Below are 13,137 nucleotides of genomic sequence, written 5' to 3'. Positions count from 1 at the left end.
GTGGTCGACCTCTTCACCCGGCACGCCGTGGGGCTGCTCGAGCGGTTCCTCGACGACCTGACGTCGCAGCCGGCCCCGCTGGCGCACCACCGCACCGTGATGGCCGGGGTGCGGGCGGCCCTGGTGGCCCACCTCAGCCCGCACTCACCCCGGCACGGCGACCCCGCCACCCTCGACCTGGCTCTGGGCTGGGCCGAGGAGCTGGCGGGACTGGCCGACGAGCGCGGGCTGTTCTCCTCCGACGGGAACCTGTCCTCACCGCCGGACTCCTGCTTCAGCCTCAACGACCTCGGCTGCGCCCTGGCGCTGCTGCGGGCGCACCCGGGTGGTGACCCGGCGCTCGTCCGGCTGGAGGAGCAGCTGACCGGTATCGCCACCCGCGCCCTGCCGGCGCTGGTGGCCGGTGGCGTGCACACCCCGAACCACCGCTGGGAGGTGGCGGCCGCGCTGGTCCGGCTGCAGCACCTGCACCCGGACGCCCTGGCGCGCGCGGAGGAGTGGCTGGCCGAGGGCGTCGACGTCGACGCCGACGGCATCTACTCCGAGCGCAGCGCCAACTACGCCGCGCACGTGTCCAACCCCTGCCTGCTGGTGCTCTCGGAGCTGCTCGAGCGCCCGGGGCTGGCCGAGGTGGTGCACCGCAACCTGCACACCGTGCTCGCCCTGACCGACGACGACGGTCTGGTGGAGACGGTGCTCTCCCGCCGCCAGGACCAGCACGCCGGCTACCCCGTCGGCGCCTTCCACCTGCAGCTGCGGCGGTTCGCGCTGCTGGAGGGCTGCGCGGAGTGCGCGGCGGCCGCCGCCCCGCCGGAGCGCTGGGTGCAGGACCCGGCCGCCGGGGCGGAGGCGCTGGCCGCCGCGCTGCTGGAACCCCGGCTGGACCAGGACGTCGTCGCGGCACCGCCCGCGCCGGCCCCGGACGGGCGCCGGGTGCTCGCGGCCGCCGGTCTGGTGGTCCAGCGACGGGGCTCGGTCCGGACGGTGGTCTACGGCGGCTCGGACGTGCCGGCCCTGGGCCGGGTCTGCTCGGGCGCGGCGGTGAACCCGACGCTGCTGCGGCTGCGCGCCGGTCGGGCCGTGCTGCGCTCGGTGCGGCTGTCCCGGACGTTCTTCGGGCTGGGCCCCTTCCGCGGGACGCTGGCCCCGGTCGGTCCCGACGGGCCGCTGGTGCTGGAGGAGACCGTCCGCGCGGGCTACTCCCAGCCGCTGCCCCCGGCGGCCCGACGCCACGACGGCGTCTACCCGCTGGGATTCGAGGGCCGCTACGCCGCCGCGATGGACTTCCCCGCCCGGGAGCGCGACGAGGTGGAGCTGGTCACCCGGATGGAGGTCGCCCCCCTCGACGACGGGCTGCGGCTGACCTGGACCAGCACCGGAGCGGCCGCACCGTGGTCGCTGGAGCTCTGCTTCGACCCCGGCGGGACGCTGGAGGGCGTCCAGCCGCTGGACCGGCCCGGGGAGCACCTGCTGACCGGGGGCTGGGGCAGCTACCGGCACGGCGGGGACCGGATCGACTTCGGCCCGGGACGCCCCCCGGGACCAGGCTGCCCGGTGGGCTACCACCCCGGGGAGGCCTACACCTTCCTCGGTGGGACCGACGCCCTCGGCGGACCGAGGGTCCACCTGGCGGGCCGGGGGCCTGGCCGCTGGTACCTGGACCTGCGCCCCCGGCCGGAGAGTCGGTGAGCGCGGCGGTGCGGGCGCACCACGACCCCGGCGCGCAGGCCCCCGGGTCGATAAGGTGACCGGTACCACAGGAGGTCAGGTGTCCACAGTGCTGCGGATCGAGGTCAACCGGAGCAGTCCGGTGCCCCTCTACCACCAGGTCGCCTCCCAGCTCGAGGCCGCCATCGCCGACGGGCGGCTCCCGCCGGGCTCGTCGGTGGAGAACGAGCTCTCCCTGGCCGCCCGGCTCGGGATCTCCCGACCCACCGCCCGGCAGGCGATGCAGTCCCTGGTCGAGCAGGGGCTGGTGATCCGCCGGCGTGGCGTGGGCACCCAGGTCGCCCCTCCCAGGATCCGCCGCCCGGTCGAGCTGACCAGCCTCTGGGAGGACCTGCGCAGCAGCGGGCGGACGCCGAGCACGGAGGTGCTGGACTGGCGCCGCGTCCGGGCCACCGCCGAGCTGGCGGCGCTGATGGAGGTCGAGGAGGGCGCGGAGCTGGTGACGGTGCAGCGGCTGCGCTCCGCCGACGGGGAACCGGTGGCGCTGCTGACCAACTGGCTGCCGGTGGCCCTGGCCCCCAGCGCGGAGGAGCTGGCCGGGTCCGGGCTCTACGACTGCCTCCGGGCCCGGGGCGTGCAGCCCCGGATGGCCCACCAGCGGATCGGTGCCCGCCTGGCCACGACCGCCGAGGCGCGGATGCTGCAGGAGCCGGCCCGCGCCGCCCTGCTCACCGCGGAGCGGACGGCCTACGACGTCAGCGGCGCGGTGATCGAGCACGGGGCGCACCTGTACCGGGCCTCCCGCCACCTCTTCGACACCACCCTCTGGTCGAGCTGACGCGCTAGCGCCGCGGGACCTCCTCCGGCCAGGCGCAGGCGGCGCAGAGCGCGTCGGTGGCGGCGGCCTCGAGCCGGCGCAGCACCTCGGCCCGCTGGGTCACGGCGAAGGAGGACAGAACGTCCCGGTCGTCGGCCAGGGCCGTCTCGGCCACGGTGAGCAGCCGCAGCGCCCGCTCGGCGGCGCGCTGCTGGCGGGCGGGGTAGGCGGCCGGCAGCACCCCCGCCGGCAGCTCCACCTCGGGGCGGGCACCGGAGGCCGCGTCCAGCCGCGCCAGCTCCCGGGACGCGCTGATCACCTCCGTCGCGAGGACCCGCTCGGCCTCGGCGCTGCCGGGGCTGGGGAAGGGGCGCGCGGCGGGCAGCACCTGCCACTGCACCGCCGGACCCACCCGGTGCGGCACGAAGGCCCACCCGCCGTCGGCGTGCACCACCGCGGCCCCGGCCTGCAGCGCCGCGGTGGTCAGGGCCGGCGGACCGCGGAGCACGCCGAGCGCCCCGGGACGGGGCAGCGCCAGCAGCCACGACCCTGGGGCCAGCAGCTGGACCGCCAGCAGCGTGGTGGTGAGGTCGTTGGCCCGCAGCGGGTCCAGACCGAGCAGCCCCTCGGGGTCCACCACGTGGTGGGCCACGTCGGCGTGAGCCACCTGCGAGGCGGCCACGTCGGCGCTCAGCGGGGTGTGCTGGAGCGCGTTCAGGTGCGTCACCAGGGTGATCGCGGCGAGCTCGGGCACCGGGACACTGTAGTCAGGGGCACCGGTGCGGAGTTGGTAGGTTCTCAGCCATGGCGGCAGTGGTGGACCTGGCAGGCGTGAGCATCGTCCGAGGGGGTTCGGCGTTGATCGACGACATCACCTGGACCGTCGACGAGAGCGACCGCTGGGTCGTGATCGGGCCCAACGGGGCCGGCAAGACGACGCTGCTGCAGGTGCTGTCGGCGCACATCCACCCCACCACCGGGGTGGCCGGGCTGCTCGGTGAGGTGCTCGGCACCGTCGACGTGTTCGACCTCCGCCCCCGGATCGGTGTGACCTCCGCCGCCCTGGCCGAGCGGATCCCGCGCGGGGAGCAGGTGCACGACGTCGTGGTCTCGGCTTCCTACGCCGTGACCGGGCGCTGGCGCGAGGAGTACGACGCGCTCGACCACGAGCGGGCCGACGAGCTGCTGGGCCAGCTGCGGGTGGACCACCTGGCCACGCGCACCTTCGGCACCCTGAGCGAGGGTGAGCGCAAGCGGGTCCAGATCGCCCGGGCGCTGATGACCGACCCCGAGCTGCTGCTGCTCGACGAGCCGGCCGCCGGGCTGGACCTGACCGGCCGCGAGGCGCTGGTGCGGACCCTGGCCGAGCTGGCCCAGGACCCCTACGCCCCGGCCTCGGTGCTGGTCACCCACCACGTGGAGGAGATCCCGCAGGGGATCACCCACGCCCTGCTGCTCCGCGAGGGCCGGGTGGTGGCCGCCGGCCCCCTCGAGCAGACCCTCACCGAGGAGAACATGACCGCCACCTTCGGCATCCCGCTGACGCTGCGGCACGACGGCGGACGCTGGTCGGCGACGGCCCGCTGATGTCGATCAACCTGAACGACCTGCTGGGCGACCACCCCTGGACGCTCTGGCTGGTCCTGGCGGCGCTGCTCGCCGGTGCCCGGCTGGTCGTCGCCTCGCCCTGGCTGCTCCGGCTGGCCGCCGCGGTGCTGCCGGCCGCCCTGGTGGCGGCGCTGTGGCCGACCGCCGCCGCGGTCCAGCTGCTGGTGGCCGCCCTGTCGGTGGCGGTGGTGGTGGTGGTCGTCCTCCTGCCTCGCTGGCGGGGACGCACGGCCACCAGCGGGTGACCCGGTGGCGCTGATCCCGGTCGCGGAGGCCACCGACGAGCGGCTCGCCGACTACGTCCGGCTGCGCGACGTCTCGCTGCGCCGCTCCCTGGAGACCGAGCAGGGCCTGTTCATCGCCGAGGGCGAGAAGGTCATCCGTCGTGCGCTGGAGGCCGGGTACCGGCCGCGCTCGTTCCTGCTGGCCGAGCGCTGGCTGGCCGGGCTCGCCGACCTGCTCGAGCAGCACCCCGGGGTGCCGGTCTACGTGGTGGACGAGACACTGGCCGAGTGGGTGACCGGGTTCCACGTGCACCGCGGGGCGCTGGCCTCGCTGCACCGCGAGACCCGCCACGGCGTCACCGAGGTGCTGGCGGGGGACCGGCTGGTGGTCTGCGAGGACGTGGTCGACCACACCAACGTCGGGGCGATCCTGCGCAGCGCGGCGGGGCTCGGCTTCGACGGCTGCCTGCTCGCCCCCCGGGCTGCCGACCCGCTCTACCGCCGCTCGGTCAAGGTCAGCATGGGCGCGGTCTTCTCGCTGCCCTGGGCCCGGCTGGAGGACTGGGAGGACGCGGTGCCCATGCTCGGCCGGGCCGGGTTCCTGACCGTCGCGCTGGCCCTCACCGAGGACGCGGTGGACCTGTCGGAGGTGGTGGCCCGGGTGAGGGCGGAGGCGGTCTCGGGACGTCGGCCGCGGGTGGCGCTGCTGCTGGGGACCGAGGGCGCGGGGCTCTCCGCCCGCTGGGTCGAGCAGGCGGAGGTGGTGGCGAGGATCCCGATGGCCCGCGGCATCGACTCCCTCAACGTCGCCGCGGCGGCGGCCGTCGCCTGCTACGCGCTGGGTCCCGCCGGCACCGCCTCCTGAACCGCCGCACCCCCGCTGGCCGGCGTTCACCAGGGCCTCCCCGAGCGTTCACCGAGGGCGGGATACCCTCAGTGCGGTCGCGCGACCGCACATGGTCGCCGACACCCCTCACGGGGCAGCAGCGACGCGGCCGGTGGTCGCAGGAGGAGACGGCCATGATGGCTTTCGGACGACGGGCTCTGCGCGGGACGGTGGCTCTCGCGGTGGCGGTGACCACCCTGGCGGCGTGCTCGAACCAGGCGTCGGAGAGCGGGGGCGGTGGCGAGCAGGCCGGCGGCGACCAGACGCTGGTGGTCTACACCAACTCCAACTCCGACGGCCGTGGCGAGTGGGTCACCGAGAAGGCCGCCGAGGCGGGCTTCGACATCGAGATCGTCGGGCTCGGCGGAGCCGACCTGACCAACCGCATCATCGCCGAGGTCAACAACCCGGTCGGCGACGTGGTCTACGGGCTCAACACGATGTTCTTCGAGCAGCTGAAGGCCGAGCAGGCCATCACCGCGCACGAGCCCAGCTGGGCCGGCGAGGTGCCCCAGGACGCCGGGGACCCGGTCGACGGCGCCTACTGGCCGCTGGTGGACCAGGCGATCCTCACCGTCTACGACTCCGCCACCACCACCGACGCCCCCACCGACGTGGCCCAGCTGTGGACCGACCCGGCCTTCGCCGGGCGGTACGAGGTCAACACCTCCCTCGGCCAGGCCACCCCCCAGCTCGTGCTGGCCGGGCTGCTGGCCCCCTACGCCGGCCCCGACGGCGAGGTCTCCGACGAGGGATGGGCGGCCGTGCAGGCCTACTACGCCAACGGCAGCCCGGCCGTGGAGGGCACCGACCTCTACGCCCGCTTCGAGCGCGGTGAGGTGGCCTACGGCGTCACCCCCAGCGGCGGCGTGATCGCCCGCGACGAGCAGTACGGCACCGAGACCGCGGTCGTCCCCGCCTCCGCGGGGGTGCCCTTCGTGACCGAGCAGGTCGGCGTCATCGCCGGCACCGACTCCGAGCAGCGCGCGAAGGAGTTCATCGACTGGCTCGGCAGCGCCGAGGTCCAGGGCGAGTTCGCCACGGAGTTCAACTCGATGCCGGTCAACGAGGTCGCGGCCGAGCAGGCCAACCCGGAGGTCGTCGAGCTGGTCGGCTCGGTGCAGCGCGCCGACATCGACTACGCCCTGGTGCGCGAGCACATCGGCGAGTGGGTCGAGCGCGTCGAGCTGGAGTACCTGCCCTGACCACCCGGCCGGGAGGTCGCTGCGGCGACCTCCCGGCCCTCCCGGCGAGGAGCCGTCCATGATCCGTCTCGACTCGTTGCGCGTCGTCTTCGACGACCACGTGGCCCTGCAGGGCCTGGACCTGGAGATCGGCGAGGGGGAGTTCTTCACCCTGCTCGGCCCCTCCGGGTGCGGCAAGACCACCGCCCTGCGGTCGCTGGCGGGCTTCGTCGAGCCCACCTCGGGCACCGTCCACGTCGACGGCCGCGACGTCACCCGGGTGCCGAGCGAGCGGCGCGGGGTGGGGATGGTCTTCCAGAGCTACGCGCTGTTCCCCAGCATGTCGGTGCGGGAGAACATCGCCTTCGGGCTGTCGGTCCAGCGCGTCGCCCGGGCCGAGCAGCGGGAGCGGGTCGACCGCGTCGCCGAGCAGGTCGGGCTGCGGCCCGAGCAGCTCTCGCGCGGGGTGGCCGAGCTCTCCGGCGGCCAGCAGCAGCGGGTGGCGATCGCCCGTGCGCTGGTGCTGCAGCCGCGCATCCTGCTGCTGGACGAGCCGCTGTCCAACCTGGACGCGAAGCTGCGGGTGCAGCTGCGTGGTGAGCTGCAGCGGCTGCAGCGGGAGGTGGGCATCACCACCGTCTACGTCACCCACGACCAGGAGGAGGCGCTCGCGCTCAGCGACCGGATCGCCGTCCTGTCGGAGGGGCGGCTGGAGCAGGTGGGGACGCCGCGGGAGATCTACGAGCAGCCCGCCAGCGCGTTCGTCTGCGACTTCATCGGGGAGGCCACCCACCTCAGCGCCGGGCAGCTCGCCCTGCTGGCCGGCTCCGGGCTGGACGTCGCCCGCGACTCCTGGGTGCGCCCCGAGCACGTCAGCCTCACCACCGGTGACGGGCTCGCCGGCGTGGTCCGCGCCTACGCCTACCGGGGGTCCACCACCGCGGTGGAGCTGGAGGTCTCCGGGGCCCGGATGCTGGCCGAGGTGGCCAGCGCCGACGCCGCCCGGCTCGGGATCGACGACGAGGTGCGGGTCCGGGTCGACGTGGCCGCGGTGCACCAGTACGGGGACGCGGCGTGAGCGCCCCGACCACGCCGCTCGAGGCCGGTCCGGCCGCCCCTGCCCCGGTCCGCCGGCCCGGCGCGACCCGGCAGATGCTGCGCTCGCCGCTGGGCGTGGTCGTGGTGGTGGTGGTGCTGTGGTTCTCCGCGGCCTTCCTGGTGCTGCCCAACCTGTCGCTGCTGCAGACCACCTTCGCCCCCGAGGGCCGGCTCACCCTGACCGCCTTCGACCGGCTGCTCTCCAGCGAGCGGGCGCTGCGGTCGCTGCGCAACAGCGTGCTGCTGGCCGCCACCCTGGCGGTCACGGTCAACGTGGTGGGCATCTTCATCGTGCTGGTCACCGGCTGGTTCCGGGTCCGGGCCCGCAGGGTGCTGTGGCTGGGGTTCGCCACCACCTTCATCTACGGCGGCATCGTGCTCGCCGCCGGCTACAGCTTCATCTACGGCCGCTACGGGTTCGTGACCAACGCGCTGGCCCGCTCGTGGCCGGACCTGGACCGCGACTGGTTCTCCGGGTTCGTGGCCGTGGTGCTGGTGATGACCTTCGCCACCACCACCAACCACATGCTGTTCCTGTCCGCGGCGCTGGCCTCGATCGACCACCAGTCCATCGAGGCGGCCCGGCTGATGGGGGCCTCGACGGCGACCATCCTGCGCCGGATCGTGCTGCCCGCCCTGCGACCGATGGTCTTCGCCGTGACCGTGCTGACCTTCCTCACCGGTCTGGGTGCCCTGACCGCGCCGCTGGTGCTGGGCGGGGAGGACTTCCAGACGGTGGCGCCGATGATCCTCACCTTCGCCCGCTCCACCTCCTCCCGCGACGTGGCCGCGCTGCTGGCCGTGCTGCTCGGGCTGGCCACCATCGCCCTGCTGGCGGTGATGAACCGGGTGGAGCGGGGGGGCACCTACTTCGCGGTGGCCAAGGTGGCGGTGCCGATCGCCCCGCAGGCTTTCCAGACCCGCTGGGGCGCCGTCGTCGTCCAGGTGCTGGCCTGGGCGCTGTGGGCGGTCTACGTCTTCCCGGTGCTGTGCGCGGTGGTGTTCTCCTTCGTCGACGCCCGGGCGATCATGTCCGGCTCGATCGGCGCGGAGGACCTGACGCTGGAGCACTGGACGACGGTGCTGACCAGCGCCGACGCGCTCGGGCCGTTCGTGGTGTCGGTGGTCTACTCCGGGCTCGCCTCGCTGGTGGTGGTCTTCGGGCTGGTGCTGGTGGCGCGCTCGCTGAGCCGCTGGCGGGGCTGGCTGAGCTCGGTGATCGAGTACGTGCTGCACATCCCCTGGATCCTGCCCACGATCCTGATCGCCCTGGGTCTGGTGATGACCTACGACGAGCCGCGGCTGCTGGTGGTCGGCCAGGTGCTGACCGGCACGGTGGTGCTCCTCGGGGTGGCCTACGTGGTGGTGAAGATCCCGTTCACGCTGCGGCTGCTCAAGGCCGCCTTCGCCGCCGTCCCCGACGAGCTGGAGGACGCCGCCCGCATCCTCGGTGCGGGCCAGCTGACCACGGTCCGGCGGGTGGTGCTGCCGCTGATCGCCCCCACCATGGCCGCGGTCACCGCGCTCAACTTCACCAGCCTGCTCGATGACTACGATGCGGCAGTGTTCCTGTACCACCCCCTGTTCGAGCCGCTGGGGATCGCCATCAAGCAGTCGACGGAGGGGGAGGCGAACGTGCAGTCGATGGGCATCACCTTCGTCTACACGGTGCTGCTGATGCTGGTGCAGGGCCTCGTGCTGTGGCTGGTCTACGGCCGGGGCTCGACCGGGGCACGGCGGCGTGGCTGACCAGCGCCCGCTGGGGGTGCGGATCGAGGACGTGGCCCGTGCGGTCGGTGTCTCCCGGGCGACCGCCACCCGGGCGCTCCGCGGGCAGGGGCGGATCGCCGCCGCCACCCGGGAGCGGGTGGAGCGGGCCGCCGCCGAGCTGGGCTACGTGCCGAACCTGATGGCCACCGAGCTCGCCGCCGGGGGCACCGGGGTGATCGGGCTGATGCTGCGCGACGCCGCCAACCCCGTCTACGGTGCGCTGTTCTCCGCGCTGGAGCTGGCCGCGGCCCGGGCCGGGGTGGAGCTGGTGACCGTGACGATCGGCGCCGACCCGGGCGGTGAGCGCCAGGTGCAGGCGCTGCGGCGGCTGCTGGGGATGCGGGTGGCGGGGCTGCTGGTGGCCACCGGCGGCGTGGACTCCGCCCAGCTGGAGCCCTTCGCCGCGGAGGTGCCGATCGTGCGGGTCGGACGTCCGGAGCCGAGCGCGGCGATCGCCGCGGAGTCCTACGACGAGGAGTGGCACGGCGCCCTGCTGGCCTCCCGGGTGCGCGAGCTGGGCCACCGGCGTGTGGTGGTCCTCGGGGCCTCCGCGGAGACGTCCTACGGCGAGCACCGGCGCGGTGAGGCGCTGGTGGCCGCCCTGGGCGGGGTGGCGGTGCAGCGGCTGACCACCGGGCCGGACCCGGGCGACGGCGTCGGCGCGGCCCTGACCGAGGCGGCGGCGGGCGCCACCGCCGTGCTGTGCACCTCCGACGTCCGCCAGCTCGCGGTGCTCCGGGCGCTGGCCGCGCGGGGGACCGGTGCAGCCAGCACCGGCTGGGACGGCCTGACGCCCGGGGTGGACCTGCTCGGCCTGACCACGGTGCGGGTGCCGGTGGAGGACGCCGCCGAGGCCGCGGTGAGCCGGCTGGCCGGGGTCCTCGACGGCGAGGCCGAGGCGCTGCCGGCGCACCGCGCCTGGCGTGGTGAGCTGCTGACCGGACGGACCCTGAGCGAGGTGGAGCGCTGATGACCACGACCGAGCACCCCCGGCCGTCGGTGGTGCTGGCGCACCTGACCGACCTGCACCTGACCGGGGACGGGGCACCGCTGTACGGCGCGGTGGACTCCACCCGCTCGCTGGCTCTCGCCCTGGAGCGGCTGGAGCGCAGCGGGGTGGCCCCGGACGCGCTGGTGCTCTCCGGTGACCTGGCCGACCGCGGCGAGCCGGAGGCCTACGAGCGGCTGCGGGCGCTGGTGTGGCCGGCGGCGGAGCGGATGGGGGCGCAGGTGGTGGTGGCGTGCGGCAACCACGACGACCGTGCCGCGCTGCGACGGGTGCTGCTGGCCGACGCCGCACCGGGCACCGACCTCGGCGCGGCCGCCGGTCCGGACGCGCCCGTGCACGGCGTGCACCGCCTCGGTGGGCTGCGCGTGGTGGTGCTGGACTCCAGCGTCCCCGGGGCGCACTGGGGTGCGGTGGACGAGGGGCAGCTGCGCTGGCTGGCCGAGGAGCTGGCCGAGCCCGCCCCGCTGGGGACCGTGCTGGTGCTGCACCACCCCCCGGCGCCGACCCTGCTCGACCTGGCCCTGACGGTGGAGCTGCGGGGTCAGGACGCGCTGGGCGAGGTGCTCACCGGCACCGACGTCCGGGCGGTGCTGGGCGGCCACGTCCACCACACCGTCTCCACCACGCTGGCCGGCATCCCCGTGCACGCGGCCAGCGGGCTGGCCTACACGCAGGACCTGCTGGCCGAGGGTGGCGGGACCCGGGGTCAGGACGGTGAGCAGGCCCTCGCCCTGGTGCACGTGCTGCCGGGGACGGTGGTGCACGCGGTGGCGCCGGTGGCGGCGCACCCCGCGGTGGGGGAGCGCGTGCTGCCCGAGGAGGTGGAGCGGCGGCTGGCCGCGGCCGGGATCACCCGGCCGGACGACCCGATCGCGCCCGCGACCGGCTGAGCCGGCCGCACGACCCGAGCACGACCACGACCACGGGACCCGGCCCGGCCCGAGCGGACCGGCTGGTGCGGCCGGACGACCCGACCGGTGCGGCTGCTGGCCCGACCGGCCGACCGGCTCACCCGGTCGACCCGGCCCGGGTCCCCCGCAGTCGCGCCATCACTCCGCGGCGGCGGTGACCTGCAGCGGCCGGCGCGGGCTGACCGGCCAGTCCAGCGGGTAGCGCTCGGCCATCTTCTCGTGCTGGGCGTCCAGCTTCTTGCGGATGCGCCCGGGCAGCCGGTCGCCGAAGACGGTGCCGTTGAGGTGGTCGGTCTCGTGCTGCAGGCAGCGCGACAGCATGCCGGTGCCGAGCACCCGGACGTCGCGGCCGGAGGCGTCCTGGCCGGTGCAGGTGGCGGTGTCAGGGCGCGAGAGCGGGGCCCAGGCGCCGGGGAAGGACAGGCAGCCCTCGTCGGCGGACTCCAGCCGGCGATCGCGCCCCTCGGGCAGGGTGACGACCGGGTTGCAGACCACGCCGATGTGGCGCTTCTCGTCGTCGTCGAGGCAGTCGTAGACGAAGACGGCCAGGTCGACCCCGACCTGGGTGGCGGCCAGCCCGACGCCCTCGGCCGCGGCCATGGTGGCGAACATGTCACGCAGCAGGGTGTGCAGCTCGTCGTCGAAGACGGTCACCGGCCGCGTCCGGCCGTGCATCACCGGCGTGCCCCAGCGGGTGATCGGGCGCACCGTGCCCCCGGTGGTCAGGTCGAGGTCGTTCATCGTGCAGGTGTCCTTCGTCGAGGTCGGCAGGTGCGGGGTCGCCCGTCCGGCGACCCCTGGCCACCGGACCAGGCGGATCGTACCGGGCGGCTCAGGCCTCCTCGGTCAGCACCAGCGCGGTCGGCTTCGCGGTCGGGATCTCGAAGTCCAGCACCCACTCGGTGCTCCCCTCCGCGGGGCGACGGTGGGCCACCACGGTGTCGCTGTCCTGGTTCGCCACCCACAGGTGCGTGGGGCTGAGGATCAGGTCGCGCGGGACGGCCCCGCCGGTGCGCGCCTCGGCCACCGGGACCAGCCGGTGCTCCTCGGTGTCGAGGTCGAAGACGGCGAAGGTGTCGGGGCCGCGGTTGCCGACCACGACCTGACCGCCGTCGAGACGGAGGGCCGAGGGCGCGCACGGCGCCTCGGAGGTGTCGGCGGAGGTGGCCGGGACGTGGTCGGCCTCCACCCACTGGTCACCCTCGCGACGGGCCAGCCACAGCCGCCCGGAGAGCTCGCAGGCCACCACCAGGTGGTGGTCGGTGACCACCAGGTGGCGGGGACCGGACCCGGCCGGCAGCACCACCGGGTCGGCAGCGACGGACAGGTGGCCCTCGGGGTCGAGACGGAGCTGGTGCACCTGGTCGGTGCCCAGGTCGCAGACCAGCAGCCTCCCGTGGTGGGCCACCACCTGGTGGGCGTGCGCGGCGTCCTGGCGCTCGGGGTCGGCCCCGCTGCCGGAGAAGGCGTGGGAGTCCAGCTGCTCGGACAGCCGGCCGTCGGCGGCGATCGCGAAGGTGGAGACCCCGCCGCTGCCGTAGTGGGCCACGAGCACGAAGCGGCCGGTCTCGTCCAGCGCGACGTGGCAGCCGCCCGAGCCCTCCGCCACGACGGTGTTGAGCAGCTCGAGCTCGCCGTCGTCGGTGATCTCCAGGGCGCTGACCGTGGTCGGGTCGCTCTCGCTGACCGCGTAGAGCAGCGGCCGATCCGGGTGGCGGACCAGGTAGCTGGGGGAGTGCAGCGGAACCGCGGGCAGCTCGGTGACCGCGACCTGGGTCCCCTCGGCGGCGTCCAGGCGGTAGGCCTCGACGCCGACGCGCTGGGCCTCCTCGCCGGAGTAGCCGCCGACGTAGAGCGTGCTGCCGACCGGCAGGCTGGGCGTGGTCTCGGCGGCGTCGGGGCCGGAGGCATCGGAGTCGGGCATGGCCCGAGGTTAGCCGCCCGCCGGCGACGTCGGATCGG

General features: G+C 75.0%; 13 protein-coding genes. 10 read left to right on the top strand and 3 right to left on the bottom strand.

Annotation, left to right across the window (positions count from 1 at the left end; translation table 11 throughout):
• Together BLT52_RS17670 and BLT52_RS17665 are read left to right on the top strand one after the other, a co-directional pair.
• The gene (locus tag BLT52_RS17670) at nt 1-1,689 is read left to right on the top strand and encodes a hypothetical protein (protein ID WP_090595371.1); all 1,689 of its coding nucleotides are present in this window, start codon (nt 1-3) and stop codon (nt 1,687-1,689) included.
• A gap of 79 nt (nt 1,690-1,768) precedes the next feature.
• Nucleotides 1,769-2,506 (top strand): GntR family transcriptional regulator, encoded by a 738-nt coding sequence (locus BLT52_RS17665; RefSeq protein ID WP_090595369.1) that lies wholly within the window; start codon nt 1,769-1,771, stop codon nt 2,504-2,506.
• A 4-nt stretch (nt 2,507-2,510) separates the two neighbouring features.
• On the opposite strand, the gene BLT52_RS17660 is transcribed toward BLT52_RS17665, so the two are convergent.
• Nucleotides 2,511-3,239, bottom strand: a complete 729-nt coding sequence (locus BLT52_RS17660) for a hypothetical protein (RefSeq protein WP_090595367.1) — start codon at nt 3,237-3,239, stop codon at nt 2,511-2,513.
• 50 nt (nt 3,240-3,289) lie between these two features.
• Here BLT52_RS17660 and BLT52_RS17655 point away from each other — a divergent pair, with 50 nt between their 5' ends.
• The 8 genes from BLT52_RS17655 (at nt 3,290) to BLT52_RS17620 (ending at nt 11,154) form a co-directional block, all read left to right on the top strand.
• The gene (locus BLT52_RS17655; protein WP_090595366.1) at nt 3,290-4,072 is read left to right on the top strand and encodes an ABC transporter ATP-binding protein; all 783 of its coding nucleotides are present in this window, start codon (nt 3,290-3,292) and stop codon (nt 4,070-4,072) included.
• Nucleotides 4,072-4,338 carry a hypothetical protein gene (locus BLT52_RS17650; RefSeq protein WP_090595363.1) on the top strand — a complete coding sequence of 89 codons (267 nt, stop codon included), beginning with the start codon at nt 4,072-4,074 and terminating at the stop codon, nt 4,336-4,338. The genes BLT52_RS17655 and BLT52_RS17650 overlap by 1 nt, the downstream gene beginning before the upstream one ends.
• A gap of 4 nt (nt 4,339-4,342) precedes the next feature.
• Complete coding sequence (locus BLT52_RS17645) at nt 4,343-5,182, top strand: TrmH family RNA methyltransferase (protein WP_090595362.1); 840 nt, start codon at nt 4,343-4,345, stop codon at nt 5,180-5,182.
• Between the two features lie 155 nt (nt 5,183-5,337).
• Nucleotides 5,338-6,408 (top strand): extracellular solute-binding protein, encoded by a 1,071-nt coding sequence (locus BLT52_RS17640; RefSeq protein WP_090595360.1) that lies wholly within the window; start codon nt 5,338-5,340, stop codon nt 6,406-6,408.
• 58 nt (nt 6,409-6,466) lie between these two features.
• Nucleotides 6,467-7,465, top strand: coding sequence for an ABC transporter ATP-binding protein (locus BLT52_RS17635; protein ID WP_090595359.1), 999 nt, complete (start codon nt 6,467-6,469; stop codon nt 7,463-7,465).
• The gene (locus tag BLT52_RS17630) at nt 7,462-9,234 is read left to right on the top strand and encodes an ABC transporter permease (protein ID WP_197679092.1); all 1,773 of its coding nucleotides are present in this window, start codon (nt 7,462-7,464) and stop codon (nt 9,232-9,234) included. Before BLT52_RS17635 ends, BLT52_RS17630 begins: the two co-directional genes overlap by 4 nt.
• Nucleotides 9,227-10,225, top strand: a complete 999-nt coding sequence (locus tag BLT52_RS17625) for a LacI family DNA-binding transcriptional regulator (RefSeq protein WP_090595357.1) — start codon at nt 9,227-9,229, stop codon at nt 10,223-10,225. Before BLT52_RS17630 ends, BLT52_RS17625 begins: the two co-directional genes overlap by 8 nt.
• Nucleotides 10,225-11,154, top strand: coding sequence for a metallophosphoesterase (locus tag BLT52_RS17620; protein ID WP_157677199.1), 930 nt, complete (start codon nt 10,225-10,227; stop codon nt 11,152-11,154). Before BLT52_RS17625 ends, BLT52_RS17620 begins: the two co-directional genes overlap by 1 nt.
• Nucleotides 11,155-11,313: 159 nt before the next feature.
• Here the strand turns inward: BLT52_RS17620 and def are convergent, their stop codons facing one another.
• Nucleotides 11,314-11,916: a peptide deformylase gene (def, locus tag BLT52_RS17615; RefSeq protein WP_090595356.1), complete on the bottom strand. Its 603-nt coding sequence runs from the start codon at nt 11,914-11,916 to the stop codon at nt 11,314-11,316.
• Between the two features lie 91 nt (nt 11,917-12,007).
• A complete protein-coding gene (locus tag BLT52_RS17610; RefSeq protein ID WP_090595355.1) occupies nt 12,008-13,099 on the bottom strand; it encodes a lactonase family protein in 1,092 nt (363 codons plus the stop codon).
• Nucleotides 13,100-13,137: the final 38 nt, after the last annotated feature.

This window comes from Auraticoccus monumenti (assembly GCF_900101785.1).
GTDB lineage: Bacteria > Actinomycetota > Actinomycetes > Propionibacteriales > Propionibacteriaceae > Auraticoccus > Auraticoccus monumenti.
The sequence above is the reverse complement of the archived record's forward strand: the minus strand, read 5'-3'. Positions and strand labels throughout refer to the sequence as shown.